The sequence below is a fragment of the Mycobacterium sp. DHQP2018-32-09 genome, assembly GCF_058148405.1.
In genome coordinates, this window is sequence record NZ_JBYVYK010000076.1 from 1 (window position 1) to 18,352 (window position 18,352).

At 72.4% G+C, this 18,352-nt stretch carries 12 protein-coding genes and 1 pseudogene; 7 read left to right on the plus strand and 6 right to left on the minus strand.

Annotation, left to right across the window (positions count from 1 at the left end):
* A pseudogene (locus tag AC30CM_RS25400) lies at positions 1–732 on the plus strand (transglycosylase family protein); the annotation flags it as partial.
* A 109-nt stretch (positions 733–841) separates the two neighbouring features.
* Here AC30CM_RS25400 and AC30CM_RS25405 read toward each other — a convergent pair.
* Genes AC30CM_RS25405 through AC30CM_RS25420 form a run of 4 tightly spaced genes read right to left on the minus strand, consistent with a single transcriptional unit; the run spans position 842 to position 2,428 of the window.
* Positions 842–1,267: a molybdenum cofactor biosynthesis protein MoaE gene (locus AC30CM_RS25405; protein WP_490119686.1), complete on the minus strand. Its 426-nt coding sequence runs from the start codon at positions 1,265–1,267 to the stop codon at positions 842–844.
* Positions 1,264–1,743, minus strand: a complete 480-nt coding sequence (locus tag AC30CM_RS25410) for a MogA/MoaB family molybdenum cofactor biosynthesis protein (RefSeq protein ID WP_490119687.1) — start codon at positions 1,741–1,743, stop codon at positions 1,264–1,266. The genes AC30CM_RS25405 and AC30CM_RS25410 overlap by 4 nt, the downstream gene beginning before the upstream one ends.
* On the minus strand, positions 1,743–2,231 hold the full coding sequence (gene moaC, locus AC30CM_RS25415; protein WP_490119688.1) for a cyclic pyranopterin monophosphate synthase MoaC: 489 nt from the start codon (positions 2,229–2,231) through the stop codon (positions 1,743–1,745). The genes AC30CM_RS25410 and moaC overlap by 1 nt, the downstream gene beginning before the upstream one ends.
* Positions 2,232–2,233: 2 nt before the next feature.
* Positions 2,234–2,428, minus strand: coding sequence for a hypothetical protein (locus tag AC30CM_RS25420; RefSeq protein ID WP_490119689.1), 195 nt, complete (start codon positions 2,426–2,428; stop codon positions 2,234–2,236).
* Between the two features lie 57 nt (positions 2,429–2,485).
* Between AC30CM_RS25420 and AC30CM_RS25425 the strand changes: the two genes are divergently transcribed.
* The 4 genes from AC30CM_RS25425 to AC30CM_RS25440 all read left to right on the plus strand — a co-directional run bounded on the left by AC30CM_RS25425 (position 2,486) and on the right by AC30CM_RS25440 (position 8,474).
* Complete coding sequence (locus tag AC30CM_RS25425; RefSeq protein WP_490119690.1) at positions 2,486–4,744, plus strand: helicase-associated domain-containing protein; 2,259 nt, start codon at positions 2,486–2,488, stop codon at positions 4,742–4,744.
* A gap of 34 nt (positions 4,745–4,778) precedes the next feature.
* Positions 4,779–6,428, plus strand: a complete 1,650-nt coding sequence (locus AC30CM_RS25430; RefSeq protein WP_490119691.1) for a DNA repair helicase XPB — start codon at positions 4,779–4,781, stop codon at positions 6,426–6,428.
* A gap of 71 nt (positions 6,429–6,499) precedes the next feature.
* The gene (locus AC30CM_RS25435; protein WP_490119692.1) at positions 6,500–7,120 is read left to right on the plus strand and encodes a hypothetical protein; all 621 of its coding nucleotides are present in this window, start codon (positions 6,500–6,502) and stop codon (positions 7,118–7,120) included.
* A 145-nt stretch (positions 7,121–7,265) separates the two neighbouring features.
* Positions 7,266–8,474, plus strand: coding sequence for a YbfB/YjiJ family MFS transporter (locus AC30CM_RS25440; protein ID WP_490119693.1), 1,209 nt, complete (start codon positions 7,266–7,268; stop codon positions 8,472–8,474).
* On the opposite strand, the gene AC30CM_RS25445 is transcribed toward AC30CM_RS25440, so the two are convergent.
* Positions 8,389–9,312, minus strand: coding sequence for a LysR family transcriptional regulator (locus AC30CM_RS25445; protein WP_490119694.1), 924 nt, complete (start codon positions 9,310–9,312; stop codon positions 8,389–8,391). The two genes, AC30CM_RS25440 and AC30CM_RS25445, sit on opposite strands and share 86 nt — an antisense overlap.
* 152 nt (positions 9,313–9,464) lie before the next feature.
* Between AC30CM_RS25445 and AC30CM_RS25450 the strand changes: the two genes are divergently transcribed.
* Together AC30CM_RS25450 and AC30CM_RS25455 are read left to right on the plus strand one after the other, a co-directional pair.
* On the plus strand, positions 9,465–10,178 hold the full coding sequence (locus tag AC30CM_RS25450; protein ID WP_490119695.1) for an SDR family NAD(P)-dependent oxidoreductase: 714 nt from the start codon (positions 9,465–9,467) through the stop codon (positions 10,176–10,178).
* Positions 10,178–10,537: an SgcJ/EcaC family oxidoreductase gene (locus AC30CM_RS25455; RefSeq protein WP_490119696.1), complete on the plus strand. Its 360-nt coding sequence runs from the start codon at positions 10,178–10,180 to the stop codon at positions 10,535–10,537. Before AC30CM_RS25450 ends, AC30CM_RS25455 begins: the two co-directional genes overlap by 1 nt.
* On the opposite strand, the gene AC30CM_RS25460 is transcribed toward AC30CM_RS25455, so the two are convergent.
* Positions 10,534–18,186 carry a cadherin-like domain-containing protein gene (locus AC30CM_RS25460; RefSeq protein WP_490119697.1) on the minus strand — a complete coding sequence of 2,551 codons (7,653 nt, stop codon included), beginning with the start codon at positions 18,184–18,186 and terminating at the stop codon, positions 10,534–10,536. The two genes, AC30CM_RS25455 and AC30CM_RS25460, sit on opposite strands and share 4 nt — an antisense overlap.
* Positions 18,187–18,352 lie beyond the last annotated feature (166 nt).

Below are 18,352 nucleotides of genomic sequence, written 5' to 3' on the forward strand. Positions count from 1 at the left end.
CCCGCGGACCTGCCCCCGGCCCCCGCGGATCTCCCCCCGGCACCCGCCGACCTGCCCCCGGCACCCGCGGACCTCCCGCCGGCACCCGCCCCCGAGGCCGCTCCCGCTCCCGGAGCCCCGCAGATCGTCGAAGCGGGCAACTGGGACGTCACCCCGCCGCCCGCGGATCAGCCGCAGACGTGGTCGTTGGGTCGCGGCGATCTGCCGCTCGAGCCCGCTCCGCCGGCCCCGCCGGTGCTGCCGACGCCCGACGCTTCCGCACCGGCACCCGCTCCCGCACCGGCACCCGGCCCACTGGCGCTGGCCGACGGCACCCCCGCGCCCGCCGCCGACCCCGCCGCTGCCGGTATCGCGCCTCCCCCGGACGGCGTGCCGCATCTCGCCAGCCCCGACGCGCCGCCTCCGGGCTCGACGATGGATCCGGCGGCCCGCGGCAACGAGGGCGCCAACACCAGCTACCTCAAGGATCTCTGGCACGCCGTGCAGAACCAGGAGATCAGCGGCAAGGAAGCACTCATCATGGGCCTCGCCCAGCGCGGCATGAACACGCCGTACCCGGAGCAGGCCGGCGGACCGAACGTTCCGGTGATGCCGGGCGAGCAGCTGCCGCCGGCTCCCGGCGCCCCGCTGCCCGCAGGTGCGCCGGCGCCGGACGCCCCGGGTGCCCCGGTGCCGCCTCCGGCTCCGGTGGACCCGGCAGCCCCGGCTCCGCTGCCCGTCCCGGGCGCGTAGCCCGCAACGACTGCTCGAACGAGGAAGGCCCCCACGCGCTGCGTGGGGGCCTTCCTCGTGTCACCGGCGGACATCACCGGCGGCCACCGGGCCTGACCGGGACGCCGGACTACGCCGAACCGACCCACTCCTGCGAGCCGTCGGTGAAGAACTGGTGCTTCCACACGGGCAGCCGCTCCTTGACCAGGTCCACCAGCCGCGCGCAGGTGTCGAAGGCGGCGCGACGGTGATCGGCGGCGACGGCGGCCACCAGCGCGGCATCCCCGATGTGCAGCTCGCCGACGCGGTGGCTCACGGCGATGGCGCGTACGCCGTCGGCGTTGCCCGCGATCTCGGCGGCCACCTCGGCCAGGACCGCGGCCGCACTCGGATGTGCGGAGTATTCCAGCCGCGTGACACCGCGGCCGCCGTCGTGGTCGCGCACCACCCCGGAGAAGCCGACCACGGCACCCGCGGCGCGATGCCCCACCAGCGCCTCGTGTTCGGCCAGGTCGATGAGGTCGGACGTCAGCGCCGCCCGCAGCACGGCCGTCATCGGTGGTCACCGCCCGCGAGTTGGTCCAGCGCGTGCTCGAGGACCTCGGCGAGCACGCCCAGGCCGTCGCGCACGCCACCGGTGGAGCCCGGCAGGTTGACGATCAGCGTCGAGCCCCGCACGCCGCACACGCCGCGCGACAGCACCGAGGTGGGCACGTGCGGCAGCCCGGAGCGGCGAATCGCGTCGGCGAGGCCGGGGATCTGGTGGTCGACGAGGTCTGCGGTGATGTCGGCCGTGCGGTCGGTGGGCGAGATGCCGGTCCCGCCGGTGGTGAGGACGACGTCGACCCGGTCGGCGAGCGCGGCCTGCAGCGCCCGGCGCACCTCGTCGCCGTCGGGGACGACGACCGGGTGGGGCACCGTGAACCCGCGGGCGGTCAGCCAGTCGACGATGACGGGGCCGCCGCGGTCGGTGTACACGCCGGTGGCGGCCCGGGTGGACGCGACGACGACTCGAGCCGAACGCGTGGCCATCAGCGCTCCCAGTGCCCGGTCTTGCCGCCCTCCTTGCGCACCACGGCGATGTCGTCGATGGTGGCGGCGGGGTCGACGGCCTTGAGCATGTCGTAGAGGGTGAGCCCGGCGACGCTGGCGGCGGTGAGCGCCTCCATCTCGACGCCGGTGCGGTCGGTGGTGTGCACGGTGGCGGTGATGCCGATCTCGGCGTCGAGGACCGTGAAGGCGACGTCGACGCCGGTGAGCGCAAGCTGGTGGCACAGCGGGATGAGCTCGCTGGTGCGTTTGGCCGCCATGATGCCTGCGACGCGCGCGGTGGCCAGGGCATCGCCCTTGGGCAGCCCGCCGGAGGCGATGAGATCCACGACGTCGGGCCGCGTGTGCAGTGTGGCGCGGGCGACGGCGGTACGCCGGGTGGGTTGCTTGGCGGTGACGTCGACCATGTGGGCCGCACCCTCGTCGTCGAGGTGCGAGAGTGCCTGCCCTGGACGCTCCGCGTGGGCCACGGTTACTTGTTGACGACGGTGACCGGGTGCGTGTACGGCAGGTCGTCGGCGGGAAGCGGGAACGTCACGTCACCGAACGGCGACAGCGCGCCGGTGCGGTCGGTGGCGAGTTCGCTGACGGCGTGCTCGCCGTCACCGGTTTCCGGCCAGCCGTTGTCGACGTAGTGGTTCTTCTTCTTGTCAGCCACGTCGATCATTGTGGCAGGTAAGGCGATGACTGGCGACACCGCCCGGCTGGCCTAGTCTGGTCGTCGATGACCGAACCCAACCCCGCCGTGCCGCTGGGCGCCTGGTTGGCCGGCCTGTCCGACGAGCAGTTGATCCGCCTGCTGGAGTTGCGTCCCGATCTCACCTCCCCGCCGCCGGCCTCGTTGGCCGCGCTGGCCGCTCGGGCACAGTCCAGGCAGTCGGTGAAGGCCGCCACCGACGACCTCGACTACCTGCGGCTCTGCGTGCTCGATGCACTGTTGGTGCTGCACGCCGACGCTGCGGCGGTGCCGCTCGGCCGGCTGCGCGACCTGCTGGGTGGGGACCTGCGGGTGGACGCGGCGGTGGCCGACCTGAGGGCGCGCGCACTGGTGTGGGGGGACGACGCGGTGCGGGTCGCGGCCGACGTGGCGTCGGGCCTGCCGTGGTATCCGGGGCAGGCGGTGGCGGAGCTGGAACCGCCGGACGTCACCGCGGTGGCGGCGGCACTGGCGGGTCTGGACGAGGGTCAGCGCGATCTGCTGGAGCGGTTGGTCGACGGTTCCCCGGTGGGCCGGACGCGGGACGCCGCGCCGGACACCCCGGCGGAGCGACCGGTGCCGCGGCTGTTGGCCGCGGGGCTGCTGCGCAGGCTCGACGACGAAACCGTGATCCTGCCGCGCGTCGTGGGTCAGGTGCTGCGCGGGCAGCAGCCGGGGCCGACGGGCCTCGCGCCTCCGGATCCGGTGGTCTCGACGTTGGCGGTCGCCGACGTCGACGGTGCCGCCGCGGGTGCGGCGATCGACTTCCTGCGCGAGGTCGAGGTGGTGTTGGAGTCGCTGTCGGCGTCGCCGATCCCGGAGCTGCGCAGCGGCGGCCTCGGGGTGCGCGAGATGAAGAAGCTCACCAAGGCGACGGGCATCGACGAGGGACGGCTGGGCCTGATCCTGGAGGTGGCCGCGGCGGCGGGGTTGATCTCGGCGGGCGTGCCGGACCCGGAACCGCTCGACGTCGGCTCGTATTGGGCGCCGACGGTGGCGTCGGACCGATTCGTGGAGTCCTCGACGGCGGCGCGGTGGCAGCTGGTGCTGTCGACGTGGGTGGATCTGCCGTCGCGGCCGAGCCTGATCGGCGATCGCGGCCCGGACGGCAAACCCTATGGCGCACTGACGGATTCGCTGTACTCGACGGCGGCCCCGCTGGATCGGCGGCTGCTGCTGGGGATGCTGGCGGACTTGCCGGAGGGGTCGGGTGTCGACGCGACGTCGGCCGCGGCCGCGCTGGCGTGGCGGCGCCCGCGCTGGGCGGCGCGACTGCAACCGAAGCCGGTGGACGCGCTGTTGACCGAGGCGCACGCGCTGGGCGCGGTGGGCCGCGGCGCGCTGGCGACGCCGACGCGGTTGCTGCTGACCGGTTCGCCGGGCGACGCGGCGTCCGAGGACCGGGTGATCGCGGCCATGGAGAAGGTGCTGCCGGCCCCCATCGACCACTTCCTGCTGCAGGCCGACCTGACGGTGGTGGTGCCCGGTCCGCTGGAGCGCGGGCTGGCCGAGCAGCTGGCGGCGGTGGCGACGGTCGAGTCGGCGGGCGCGGCGATGGTCTACCGGATCAGCGAGGCGTCGATCCGGCGCGCGCTGGACACCGGGCGGACGGCCGGCGAGGTGCATGCGCTGTTCGAGCGCCACTCGAAGACGCCGGTGCCGCAGGGGCTGACCTACCTGGTCGACGACGTGGCCCGCAGGCACGGTCAGCTGCGGGTGGGCATGGCGGCGGCGTTCGTGCGGTGCGAGGATCCCGCGCTGCTGGCGCAGGCGGTGGCCGCGCCCGCGATGGCGGCGGTGGAGATGCGGACGTTGGCGCCGACGGTGGCGGTGTCGGCGGCGCCGATCGCCGACGTGCTGGCGGGGCTGCGCGCGGCGGGGTTCGCGCCGGCCGCCGAGGATTGGTCGGGTGCCGTCGTCGACATCCGCGCGCGGGGCGCCCGGGTACCCACGCTGGCGCGGCGCCGCAGTTACCGCGCGGCCTCGCAACCCAACGTGCAGACGCTGGGCGCGATCGTCGCCGTGCTGCGCAAGATGGGCGCGGGCCCGACGCGTGGGGCCCGGTTGGATCCGGCCGAGGCCATGGCGCAGTTGCAGTCGGCGGCGCATCAGCAGGCGTCGGTGGTGATCGGCTACGTGGATCCCGCCGGGGTGGCGACGCAGCGGGTGGTGGCCCCGATCAACGTGCGCGGCGGTCAGCTCTCGGCGTACGACCCGGCCGCGGGGCGGGTGCGCGAGTTCGCGATCCATCGCGTGACGTCGGTCGTGTCGGCCGACTCTGAATAATGGAACGCATGCCCTCTGCAGGATCGGAGCCAAGGTGACCGACGGCCCCCTCATCGTGCAATCCGACAAGACCGTGCTGCTCGAGATCGACCACGAGCAGGCCGGTGCGGCCCGCGCCGCCATCGCTCCGTTCGCGGAGCTGGAGCGGGCCCCGGAGCACGTCCACACGTATCGCATCACGCCGCTGGCGCTGTGGAACGCCCGCGCGGCGGGTCACGACGCCGAGCAGGTGGTCGACGCCCTGGTGAACTTCTCCCGGTATGCGGTGCCGCAACCGTTGCTGGTCGACATCGTCGACACCATGGCCCGCTACGGCCGGCTGCAGCTCGTCAAGCATCCGACGCAGGGGTTGACGCTGGTCAGCCTCGATCGCGCGGTGCTCGAGGAGGTGCTGCGCAACAAGAAGATCAGCCCCATGCTGGGCGCCCGCATCGACGACGACACGGTGGTGGTGCACCCCAGCGAGCGCGGCCGCGTCAAGCAGATGCTGCTCAAGGTCGGCTGGCCCGCCGAGGATCTGGCGGGTTACGTCGACGGCGAGGCGCATCCCATCGACCTGCAGCAGGACGGCTGGCAGCTGCGGGACTACCAGGAGATGGCGGTCGAGTCGTTCTGGGCGGGCGGGTCGGGTGTGGTGGTGCTGCCGTGCGGTGCGGGCAAGACGCTCGTCGGCGCTGCCGCCATGGCGAAGGCGGGGGCCACCACGCTCATCCTGGTGACGAACACCGTGGCGGGCAGGCAGTGGAAGCGCGAGTTGATCGCGCGGACGTCGCTCACCGAGGAGGAGGTCGGCGAGTACTCGGGTGAGAAGAAGGAGATCCGCCCGGTCACCATCGCCACCTACCAGGTGATCACGCGACGCACGAAGGGCGAGTACCGGCATCTGGAGCTGTTCGACAGCCGGGACTGGGGTCTGATCGTCTACGACGAGGTGCACCTGCTGCCCGCGCCGGTGTTCCGGATGACCGCCGATCTGCAGTCGCGCAGGCGGCTGGGGTTGACGGCCACGCTGATCCGCGAGGACGGCCGCGAGGGCGACGTGTTCAGCCTCATCGGCCCGAAGCGGTACGACGCGCCGTGGAAGGACATCGAGGCACAGGGGTGGATCGCGCCCGCGGAGTGCATCGAGGTGCGGGTGACCATGACCGACAACGAGCGGATGATCTACGCCACGGCGGAGCCGGACGAGCGCTACAAGCTGTGCTCCACGGCGCACACCAAGATCGCGGTGGTGAAGTCGATCCTGGAGAAACACGTCGGCGAGCCGACGCTGATCATCGGTGCGTACCTCGACCAGCTCGACGAGCTGGGCCAGGAGCTGAACGCACCCGTCATCCAGGGGTCGACGAAGAACGCCGAGCGCGAGGTGCTGTTCGATCAGTTCCGCAGCGGGGAGATCCGCACGTTGGTGGTGTCGAAGGTGGCGAACTTCTCGATCGACCTGCCGGAGGCCAGCGTGGCGGTGCAGGTGTCGGGCACGTTCGGGTCGCGGCAGGAGGAGGCTCAGCGGCTGGGCCGGCTGCTGCGGCCGAAGGCCGACGGGGGTGGCGCGGTGTTCTACTCGGTGGTCTCGCGGGACAGCCTGGACGCGGAGTACGCCGCGCACCGCCAGCGATTCCTCGCCGAGCAGGGCTACGGCTACGTGATCAAGGACGCCGACGACCTGCTGGGGCCCACGGTCTGAGACGGCCCGCCCGCGGGGAGGATCCCCGAGCCCGTCGCACGCGGGGCCTCGAGGGGCTAGCCTCGTACCCCATGACCGGACAAACCCACCGTCGCACCCGGGCCGCGGCAACGCTCCTGCTCGCCGGCGCCGCACTAGGGGCCGGCGCGCTCGGCCTCGCCGGTGCGGCGGCCGCCGAACCCGCCGTCCCGACGCCGACGCCGGGCGTTCCGGTGCCGCCGGGTCAGCCAGTGGTCGTGCAGGACGTGGCGGGCGGCGACGCGCCGCCGGCTCCTCCGCCGGTCGGCGGGCCACCGATGGTTCCCGAGATCCAGAACCCGCAGTACGGGTCCGGTTCGGGGCCGCTGGGCTTCCTGCGCGACGCGTGGCATCAGGCCAAGGATCCGTTCGACTACGCGGGGGCGCCCGTGGGTGCCATGCCCGCGCCGGGCGCACCGCCGCCGGGGGCCGGTCCCGCGCCGCAGCTGCCGCCGGGATACACGTCCATCAACGCGCCGGAGTCCAACGGTCCGCCCGTGGCCCCCAAGGAGCAGGGCGGCGGCCCGGCGTTGCCGCCGGGCTACTACCCGCTCAACGGTCCCCCACCGCCCGGCTACTACGACACGCCGCCCGCGACGCCAGGCGCCCCGGGTGCGGCGCCGTACCAGCCGGTGGTGTCGGCACCGCCTCCGCCGCTGCTGCCCCCGCAGTAGGTCCCCGCGGGCAAGGCCACCGCAGGCAAGCCCCCAACGACGCTCCCCCGAAGACGCTCCCCCGATAGCGCTGTGAGACGGCGGCTTTCAGCTGCGAGGAATTCGGTCGTGGCCGCGACGTGACGCCACGGCCGACCATGGCGGAATGAACGGTCGCCATCCGCACGTCCACATCGCCAGGGGCGCGGCCGGTTTGGCCGCCGCCATGGGCATCGGGCGCTTCGTCTACACCCCGATCCTGCCGTTGATGACGGCGCAAACGGGGCTGTCCCCGACGGCCGCGTCCGTGCTGGCGACCGCCAACTACGTCGGGTACCTGCTGGGCGCCCTCGCCGGCGTGGTGGCGCCGCGGGCGCTGCGGACGACGCCGGCGTGGCGCGCGGCGCTCGTCGGCGTGGTGGCGACGTTGGCAGCCATGGCGTGGGCGCACGACGTGCCGACGTGGGCGGTGCTGCGGTTGGTCGCCGGGTTCGTCAGCGCAGCGGTGTTCGTGATCGCGGTCGACTGGATGCTCGACCATGCGCGCGGCCGGTCCGCTCAGCTTCCGGGGTGGGGCTTCGGCGGGGTGGGCGTGGGCATCGCGGTGTCGGGCGCGCTGGTCCTCGGGGTGAGCGCGGCCGGGTGGCGCATCGCCTGGTGGGCGGCCGCCGGGGTGGCGGCGTGCGCGGCTGCCGTGGCATGGCATCTGCGAGGCGCGCCGGAGGTCGCGGCGTCCGTGGAGCCCGTCGCCGAGGGCCGCTCGCGACCCTGGTTCGCGGTGCTGCTGGTCTGCTACACGCTGGAGGGCGTCGGCTACGTCATCGCGGGCACGTTCCTGGTGGCGGCCATCGCCCAAACCGCGCCGGGGCATCTCGGGGCGGGCGCCTGGATCCTCGTCGGCGTGGCGGCCGCGCCGTCGGCGGTGCTGTGGGCGTGGGCCGCGACGCGCTGGTCGGCACCCGTGCTGTTGACGGTGGCGTTGGGCGTGCAGGCCGTCGGTGTCGCGCTGCCGGCGGTCGCACCGGGTGCCGCGGCGGCGCTCGTGGGTGCCGTCGCGTTCGGCGGCACGTTCATCGGCGTCAGCACCCTCGCGGTGGCGGCGGGTCGGCAGCTGGGGTTCCCGAAGGCCGTCGCCGTGCTCACGGTGGGGTACTCGCTGGGCCAGATCGCGGGCCCGCTGATCGTCGCCCCGCTGCTGTCCCACGGGTTTCGGCAGGCCCTCCTCGCGTCGGGCGGCATCGTCGCGGTCGCGGCGGCCGCGGCCGTCGTGCTGCTGGGCTGCGCCGAACTCAGACGATCGGGGGTCGGTGCGGGTCCTCGGCGGGCAACCACCCGTCCGGATCCGACAGCGGCGAGCGGTCCACGTCGGCCGTGAACGCGTCGACGACGGCGAGTACGGCGGGGTCGTCCTCGGCGCGCCGCCACACCAACGACCACGTCCACAGCGGCGCCGACGACGTCACGGCGTGGCGGACCAGATCGGTCGGGGTGGGGTCGCCCTGACCCTTCGGGTTGACGATCACCGGAACTCGCAGGCGGCGGACGTGATCGAAGAAGGTGGGCCCGGTGACGCCGCCGTCGTCGACGCGTACCAGCCTCGCTCCGGTGGTGGACGCGAACTCCTCGGCGTAGCGATTCCAGGACGACCAGCTCGCCTCGTCGGCGTCGGCCAGCACCGTGACGTCGCGTGCGGCGACCGGGTGCCCGCCGGCGGCGGTCGACACCGCGTACAGCCGGTCGACGCCCACCAGGCGCGCGTGGAGGTTCAGGGCGTCGAGATCGGAGGCCTGCACCCAGCAGACCGCCAGGTCCAGTCCGCCGTCGGCGATGCGGCCGGCCTGGACGTGGGACGGCATCACCCAGGGGTCGACGCGGACGTTCGCGACGCCGGCGGCCCGCTGCGTCCAGTCCACGGGACACCACTGCACGTAGCCGATGCGGACGGGTTCGGTTGCGCTGAGCCCCAACGCATGTCGCCGCAGGGCGTCGGCTTCCCCCACCAGCGCCCGCGCCCGCGGGAGCAGGTCCACACCGGCGGCGGTCAGCGCCACCGAGCGGCGATCGCGGTCGAACAGCCGTACCTTGAGGTCGCGTTCGAGGGCCTTGATCTGCTGGGAGAGCGACGGGCCCGCGATGCGCAGCCGTTCGGCGGCCCTGCCGAAGTTCAACTCCTCGGCGACCGTGACGAAGTAGCGCAGTTGCCGCAGCTCCACGGTGGTCAGCGTAATCCACTGGGAGGTCCCGCCTATCAGCAGTGAGCATTCCGGTCCCGGCCGGCGGGACGACTGCCCGGTGCGGCGGCGTTGACCGGGACAGCGTTGATTCGGACAGCGTTCCACGAGTCACCAGCAGAAGGGATCTCGACATGACCACCACCCCACGCGTCGCGCTCGTCACCGGAGCCTCCCAGGGCATCGGTGCGGGTCTGGTCGACGGCTATCGCCGCCTCGGTCACGCCGTCGTCGCCACCTCGCGCAGCATCGCACCGTCACCGGATCCCCTGGTGCTGACCGTGCCCGGCGACCTGGCCGAACCCGGCTTCGGACGCCGTGTCGTCGACGCGGCGCTCGAGCGGTTCGGCAGGATCGACACCTTGGTCGACAACGCGGGCATCTTCATCCCGAAGTCGTTCGTGGACTACACCGACGAGGACTACGAGGCCATCACCGGGGTGAACCTGCGCGGCTTCTTCGACGTGACGCGGGCGGCCGTGGCGGCGATGCTGCGCCAAGGCGACGGCGGGCACGTCGTCGCCATGTCGACGACGCTCGTCGAGCATCCGAACGCCGCGGTGCCGTCGGCGTTGGCGTCGTTGACCAAGGGCGGCGTCGACGCCGCGATGCGGGCCTTGGCCATCGAGTACGCCGACCGCGGAATCCGTTCCAACACGGTGTCGCTCGGCATCGTCAGGACGCCCATGCACGACGAGTCGGCGTACTCGGAGCTGGCGCGGTTGCATCCGCTGGGCCGGGTGGGCGAGGTCGCCGACGTCGTCGACGCCGTGCTGTACCTGGAGAACGCCCGGTTCGTCACCGGCGAGGTGCTGCACGTCGACGGCGGCCAGAGCGCGGGCCACTGATGTCCGCCGAACGCGTCGTCCACGAGGTCATGGGCCGCTGGAAGGCGGGCATCGACGCCCAGGATCCCGACGCGGTGGCCGCGGTGTTCGCCGATGACGCGGTGTTCCAGGGGATGCGACCGTACGTGGTGGGCCGCGCCGGCGTGGCCGCCTACTATGCCGCTCAGCCCGCAGGCATGACCGTGACCTACGAGGTGCTCGAAACCCGTTCTCCCGCAGATCACGTGGTGGTGTCCTACCTGGCCGCGACGTTCCGCTTCGTCGACCGGGAGCCGCTCTCGCTGCACGTGGGAGTGGTCCTAGTACAAGCGGGCGCGACCTGGCAGGTGGTGCAGTATCAGGCGGCGCAGGTCTCCTAGAGCAGGCTGATGATCGAGATGGACGACGTCGTGGTCGCCTGCGCCCCCTGCTGATCGGTGACCTTGAACGTGAAGGTGCGGGTGCCGAGGCTGATCGTGCCGTTGATGTTCCACGTGACGCTCTGCAGCGCGGCCTGGTACTGGGCCGCGGTGGCATCGCCGGTGAGCGTCAGGGTGCGGGCGCTCGAGTCCCAGTTCGCCGAAATGGGGCTGCCGACCGGCAAACTCACCGTCACCGCGTCGCTGGCGAGCACGTAGACCCCGCCGGAGACGGTCACGCTGGCGCTCTTGAGCTTGGTGGAGTCGTCGGCGATGGTGAAGTTCGGGTCCACCACGCGCGGTAGCGCCGTGCCGGCGATCGACACGCTGAGACTGCCGGGCGACACCGTCAGCAGCGGCAACGCGTTGCCGAGCACGGAGGCGGTGAACGGCAGCGAGGTCCCGGTGAGGTTCTGCGCGTCGGTCACGTCCATCGTGAAGGTCCGCAGTCCGAGCAGTGCCGTCGACGTGGTGGCGAACGTCACCGAGCGCAGCGCGGCCTGGTAGTTCTCGACGGTGGTGGTGCCGGTCAGCGACAGGATGCCGGTGGCGCCGTCGTAACTCCCGGTGATGCCGAAGGCGTTCGTGAAGCCCAGCACGTCGCCGGTCTGCCTGCCCGCGGTGATTCGCACGGTCGCACCCTTGATCTGGGTGGAGTCGTCGGCGACCACCACGAACGGGTCGAGCACCACCGCGTCGTTGCCCGCGACGTACGGGATGGCGTTGAGCAGCGAGCCGACCACCAGCGGCGCCTGGTTGGCGAGCACCGTCACCGCCAGCGTGGCGGCCGGGCCCGTCGCCCCCTCGACGTCGGTCGCACTGAGCGTCACCACCCGGATGCCCTGCGGTGCCGTCGAACTCGACGAGAACGTGAGTGCCCGCAGCGCCTCTTGGTACTGCGCCACGGTCGCCGACCCGGTCAGGGTGGCGACGCCGGTCGCGGAGTCGTACGCGAACTGGATCGGGTTGTTCTGTGGCGCCACGTATCCGATGACGTCGGTGGCGGTGCGTCCCGTGCCGATGGTGACGGTGGCACCCGTCAGCGTCGCCGAGTTCACGTCGAGGACGGTGACCAGCGGGTCGAGGCCGATCGCCGTCGATCCCGCCGTGTACGTGCGTCCCAACGACGTGGTGATCAGCGGCGGCACGTTCGCGGCGGGCGCGACGACGGTCACCGCGACGAGTCCCGGGGTGCTGTCGACGCCGTCGGCGGTCACCACGATCGACACCGTCCGCACGCCGATGGTCCCGGTGCTGGCGAACGTGACGGTGCGCAGCGCGTCCTGGAACTGTTGCAGCGACGCCGGCCCGCTGAGCACCAGCGTTCCGGTGCCGGCATCCCAGCTGCCCGTGATCCCGCCCCCGTTGGCGAATCCCAGTGTGTCCGCGCCGCTTTGATAGCCGAGACCGTTGATCGTCACGGTGGCGCGGGTGACCGTCGGCGAGTCGACGTCGATGACGGTCACCGCGGGGTCGAGGGTCAGCGGCGACGTCCCCGACGTGTACGCCCGCACCGGCGTGGTCGCCAGCACCGACGGGACGTTCACCGGTACCGGCAACGCCGCGATGGTGACGGCGGTGGCCGTGGGCGCGCTGGGGACGCCGTCGGCGGTGACGACGATCGCGACGGTGCGGACGCCCGCCGTCGCGGTGGAGGCGAACGTCACCTGACGCAGCGCGGTCTCGTAGTCCGCGGTGGTGCCGGTACCCGTCAGTGTGAGGACGCCCGTGGCCGCGTTCCACGATCCGCTGATGCCACCGGAACCGGTGTAGCCCAGCGTGTCCTGGCCCTGGACGTAGCCGACTCCGATGGCGACGGTGGCCGCGGTGGGGCTTGGGGAGTCCACGTCGATGACGGTCACCAGCGGGTCGAGGACCACGGCACTGCCGCCGCCGGTGTAGAGCTTCACGGGCAGCGCCGCGACGACGGCAGGCGTGTTGGTGACGGCTGGCAGGGCCGCGACGGTGACCAGCGTCGTCGTCGGAGCACTGTCGACGCCGTCGGCGGTGAGCACGATCGAGATCGTGCGGACCCCGACGGTCGCCGAACTCTGGAAGGCGACCTGGCGCAGGGCGGCCTGATAGTCCGCGACGGTTCCCGGGCCGGTGAGGGTCAACGTGCCGGTGACGGCGTCGAACGTCGCGGCGATGGCACCGGAAGCGCCGTAGGACAGCACGTCCGAGCCGGTGGCATAACCCGCGGCGATCCGTACGGTCGCCTTCGTCGCGGTCGTCGAGTCCGGGTCCAGCACGCGGATGCCGCCGTCGAGCACCATGGGCTGCCCGATGGTGGTGTAGAGCGCGGCCGGGGTGACCGCGACCAGTGACGGCGTGTTGGTCACCACGGGCAGGGTGGCGACGGTGACGAGGGTGGTCGTCGGCACGTTCGTGACGCCGTCGGCGGTGACCGTCATCGCCACCGTGCGCACGCCGAGCGTGGCGGTCGAGGCGAACGTCACGCTGCGCAGGGCGTCCTGGTACTGCGCCACGGTCCCGGTGCCGCTGAGGGTCAGCACGCCCGTCTGGGCGTCCCAGTCGGCGACGATGGCGCCGGTGCCGGTGTAGCCCAGCCGATCGGTGGCCGGGTCGTAGTCGGTGATGGCGACGGTGGCGCGGGTCGGCGCGTCCGAGTCGACGTCGACGAGGGTGACGAGCGGGTCGAGGACGACGGCGGCTCCACCCTGGGTGTAGAGCTTGACCGGGGTGACGGCGATCAGCGTGGCTGCGTTGGGCGCGACGGGAAGTGCGGCCACGGTCAGCAGCATGGTGCTGGCGGCGCTGTCGAGGCCGCCTGCGGTGACCACGATGGAGACGTCGCGGATGCCGGCCACCGTCGCGGCGAACGTCACGTCGCGCAGGGCGGCCTGGTACTGCGCGGCGGTCCCGTCGCCCTGCAGGGTCAGGACGCCGCCGCTGAAGGTGCCGGTGATGGTGCCCGAGCCGGCGTAACCCAGCACGTCGCCGGCCTGGTAGCCGCCGATCGTCACGACGGCGCGGGTCACGGTGGAGTCGGGGTCGAGCACGGTGGCCAGCGAATCCAGTTGCACGGCTTGACCGCCCGCGACGTAGAGCTTGACCGGGGTGGTGGCGACCACCGGGGGGACGTCGGTGGCGATCGGGAGCTGTGCGAGGGTGACGGTCACCAGCGCGGGTGCACTGGTCACGCCGTCGGCCGTGACGTCGATCGACAGCGTGCGCACCCCCAGCAGCGCAGGTGAACCGAACGTCACCTGGCGTAGCGCGTCCTGGTACTGCTCGAGGGTCGCGTCGCCCTGCAGCGTCAACACCCCGCCGGTGAACGTGCCCGTGATGGGTCCGGTGCCACCGTAGGCCAGGACGTCGCCGGGCTGGTAACCCCCGATGGTCACCGTGGCCCCGGTGGCGATGGTGGAGTCCGGGTCGAGGATCGTGATCGTGGGGTCGAGGACGGTCGCCGCCCCGGCGCCGGTGTACAGCCGGACCGGCGATGCGACCACGAGCGAGCCGACGTTGCCGGTCACCGGCAGGGCGGCGATGGTGAGCACCGTGGCGGTGGGCACGCTCGACACGCCATCGGCGGTCACCACGATGGAGATGGCGCGCACGCCTGCGGTGTCGGTCGACGCGAACGTGACGGCCCGCAGGGCGGCCTGGTAGTCGGCCACGGTGCCCGCACCCTGCAGCGTCAGCACGCCGTCGGCGTACGTGCCCGAGATCGTGCCGTTGCCGGTGTACGCCAACGTGTCCGCGGACGTGTAGCCGGTGATGGTGACGGTCGCGCGGTCGACGTTGGGCGAATCCGGATCGAGGATGGTCACCCGCTCGTCCAGCACCACGGCCTGGCCGCCCGCGGTGTAGAGGGCGGCTGGTGAGGTCGCCACCAGCGCGGGAGTGTTGCCCACCACCGGCAGGGTGGCGACGGTCAGCAGCGTCGTGGTGGGCGCACTGGACACGCCGTCGGCGGTGACGACGATGGCCACCGACCGCACGCCGACGGGCCCGGTGGAGGCGAACGTGACGGCCCGCAGCGCGGCCTGGTAGTCGGCCACGGTGCCCGCACCCTGCAGCGTCAGCACGCCGCCGGCATAGCTTCCGGTGATCGTGCCGGTTCCGCCGTAGGCCAACACGTCCCCTGGCGCGTAGCCGGTGATGGTCACGGTGGCCTTGTCCACGTTCGGCGAGTCGGGATCGAGGATGGTGACCAGCGGGTCCAGCACGACGGGCTGGCCGTTCGAGGTGTAGAGCTTGACGGGGGTGGCCGCGACCAGCGACGCCACGTTGCCCGCCGTCGGCAACGAGGCGATGGTCAGCGTCATGAGGCTGGGGGCGCTCTGGACCCCGTCGGACGTCAGCGTCATCGAGATGGTGCGCACGCCAACGGCATCCGTGGAGGCGAAGGTCACTGCGCGCAGGGCCGCCTGGTAGTCGGCCACGGTGCCCGGGCCTTGCAGCGTCAGCACGCCACCGGCGTAGGTGCCGGAGATGGTCCCGGTTCCGGTGTAGGCCAACGTGTCGCCGGCGGTGTACCCGCCGATGGTGACGGTGGCCTTGGTCGCGGAGGTGGAGTCGACGTCGATGACGGTGGCCAGCGGGTCGAGCACGTCGGCTGCGCCGCGGCCGGTGTAGACCTTGACCGGGACGGTCGCCACCACGCCGGGAACACTGCCGGGCAGGCCCGCGATGACCACGGCGACCAGGCCGGGTGCGCTCGGGACGTCGGCGGCGTCGGAGACGACGACGGACACCGTGCGTGCGCCGACGGCCGCGCCGGACGTACTGAACGTGACGGCCCGCAGCGCCTGCTGGTAGGCCGCGACCGTGGCCGAGCCGGAGAGCACGAGTTCGCCGGTCGCGGAATCGAATTGGCCGGTGATGGGCCCGCCGGTGACACCGTAGGCCAGGGTGTCGGCCAGCGGGTCGAAGCCGACGCCGATCTTGACGACGGCGCGGCTCAACGTGTCCGAGTCGACGTCGACCACCGTGAGCAACGGATCGAGTGCCTTCGGGCCGCTGCCGGTGGAGTAGGTGAGCAGTCCCGACGTCAGGACCACCGACGGGATCTGCGTCGGCAGGCTCGCGACCACCACGGCGACGGTGCCGGGCAGGCCGGCCACCGCGTCGGCGTCGGTGACCACCACGCCGACGGTGCGCACGCCGACGACGGCCGAGGACGTCGTCGCGAACGTGACCGCGCGCAGCGCCGCCTGGTATTGCGCGACGGTTGCCGAACCCGTCAGCACGAGCGTGCCGGTCTCCGTGTCGAAGTGGGCGGAGATCGGACCTGCCCCGCCGGTGTAGGCCAGGGTGTCGGTGGCCTTGTCGTAGCCGGCGCCGATGGTCACGGTGGCGCCGGCCAGTTCGGTGGTGTCGACGTCGATCACGGTCAGCAGCGGGTCGAGGGTCTTGGGCGCGCCGCCCGCGGTGTAGGCCAGGACGGCCGACGTCGCGACGATCGAGGGCACGTTGACCGGCAGGTGTACGACGGTGATCGCGACCAGCGCGGGCGGGCTGGTCGCCGCACCGGCATCGGTCACCTCGATGGTGACCGCCCGTACGCCCACGGGCGTCGTCGCCGAGCTGCTGAACGTCACCGCGCGCAGCGCCTCCTGGTACTGCGCCACCGTGGCGGTACCGGTGAGCGTCAGCGTTCCCGTGGCGGCGTCGTAGCTTCCCTGGATCGGGTTGTTCTGCGGTGCAGCGTAATTCAGTGCATCGGTGGCGGAGGTGAAGGCGCCGCCGAGCGTCAGCGTTGCACCGGACAGCAGAGGCGAGTCCACGTCGGCGACCAGGATGGTGCCGTCGAGTTGCCTGGGCCCGGTACCGGCGGAATAGGTCAGCAATCCGGTGGTGACCACCAGCGGTGGCACGTTGACGGGGGCGCCGAGTCCGGTGACCGTGATCAGCCCCGGCGCGCTGGCCAGCCCCTGGTCGTCGGTGACGACGACGGTCAGGGCCTTGATGACGCCCGAGGCGGTGCTGCTCGTCGAGATCGTCACCGCCCGCAGCGCGTCCTGGTACTGCGCGGCGCTGGCCGCGCCCGTCAGCGTCAACGTTCCGGTGGCGGTGTCGTAGCTTCCCCGAATCGGGTTGTCGCTCAGGGGGGTGAACGCCAGGGTGTCCCCCGGGGTGAAGCCCAGCCCGATCTTCACCGTCGCCCCCGACAGGGTGGGCGAGTCGAGGTCGGTGACCACGAGCTGGCCGTCGAGCGTGCGCGGGGGGTCGCCGGGGACCAGGTTGGGTCCCAGCACCGTGGTGAGCACGACGGGGGGCAGGTTCAGGTCGACCACCGTGACGCCGACGAGTCCGGGCGGGCTGGCGACGTCCGTGGCGTCGGTCGCGACGATCGAGACCGTCCGCACGCCGAGTGTGGCCGCCGTCGTCGCGAACGTCACCGACCGCAGCGCATCCTGGTATTGCTGCGCCGTGGCCGCCCCCGTCAGGGTGAGCGTGCCGGTGGTGGCGTCGTAGGACCCCTGGATCGGGTTGTCGCTCAACGGGGTGAACGCCAGCCGGTCGCCGGCGGCGTAGCCGGCGCCGATGGTGACCACGGCGCCCTTGAGGTACTGCGAGTCGAGGTCGGCGACCACGACGAGCGGGTCGAGCCGCACCGGCGGGTCCCCCGCCTTGACGATGGGCCCGACGGCCGTGGTGACCACCAGTGGGGGCAGGCTCAGCGCCAACATGGTGACGACGACCAGTGCGGGCAGGCTCGACAGGTTCTGCGGATCGGTGACCGACATCGTGACGTTCTTGACGGCGACCACGGCCGACGACGTCGTGTCGAACGTGATCGATCGCAGCGCGGCCTGGTACTGCTCCACCGTGGCCGTGCCGGTGAGCGTGAGCGTGCCGGTGGCGGCGTCGTAGGACCCGGTGATGGGGTTGCCCGCGGTCGGGGTGTACGTCAGCCTGTCCCCCTGGGCGAACCCGAGCCCGATCTTCACGGTGGCACCCTTCAGGGTGCCGGAGTCCAGATCGGCGACCACGACCGACGAATCGAGGGTCACCGCAGGGCCGTTCGGCGTCGCCACCGGCCCCACGACGGTGGTCACGACCACGGGCGGGATGCCCACGGCAGATCCGACGACGGAGACCGCGACGGTCTTGACCACGGTGTCGGGCTGGGCGATGCCGAAGAAGCGTGCGACGGTCTCGAACACGTGCTGCACGACGCCCAGGAGGCCGCCGAGGTGCATGTCGGGGCCGTCGCCGACGGCGATGGTGAAGCTGTCGGTGAGCCCCTGGGCCGGCACCGCGATGCGTGGGGTGTACGTGTAGGTGCCGTTGGGGTTGATCACCACGGTGCCGTACCTGCCCTGCTGGGTGACGTAGGCGGTGAGGGGATCACCGTTGGGGTCGACGGCGTTCAGCAGTCCGGTGACCACGCCGGTCGTCGACTGCCCGGTGAGCTGCACCGGGTTGACGATGGGGCTGCGGTTGAAGAAGGTGTGGTCGATTTCCCTTCGCACCCAGGCCAATACGGTCCACAGCGAGGGGAGCTGGATCGGCGCGGCCGGTCCTGGAGTGAGGAACGGGGTGAGCAGGGATCCGACGAAGCCGGTGAACGCGTTGATAATGACCCCGGGTGCGGCCAGCAGGGCCGCCACCGGGTCGGCGGGCGGGGCGGGCACCGTCGGGGACGCGTTGGACTGCACGGCCTGGGGCGCCGGATCGGTCGCGGTCACCGACATCGTGGTCGGCGCGGCCTGCTGCGCGGCATCGGGACCGTCGGCGGCTCCGGGGTCGGCGGTGTTCGCCGCAGCCGCGGTGACCGTCGTCGCCCGGTGCGGTGTGGGC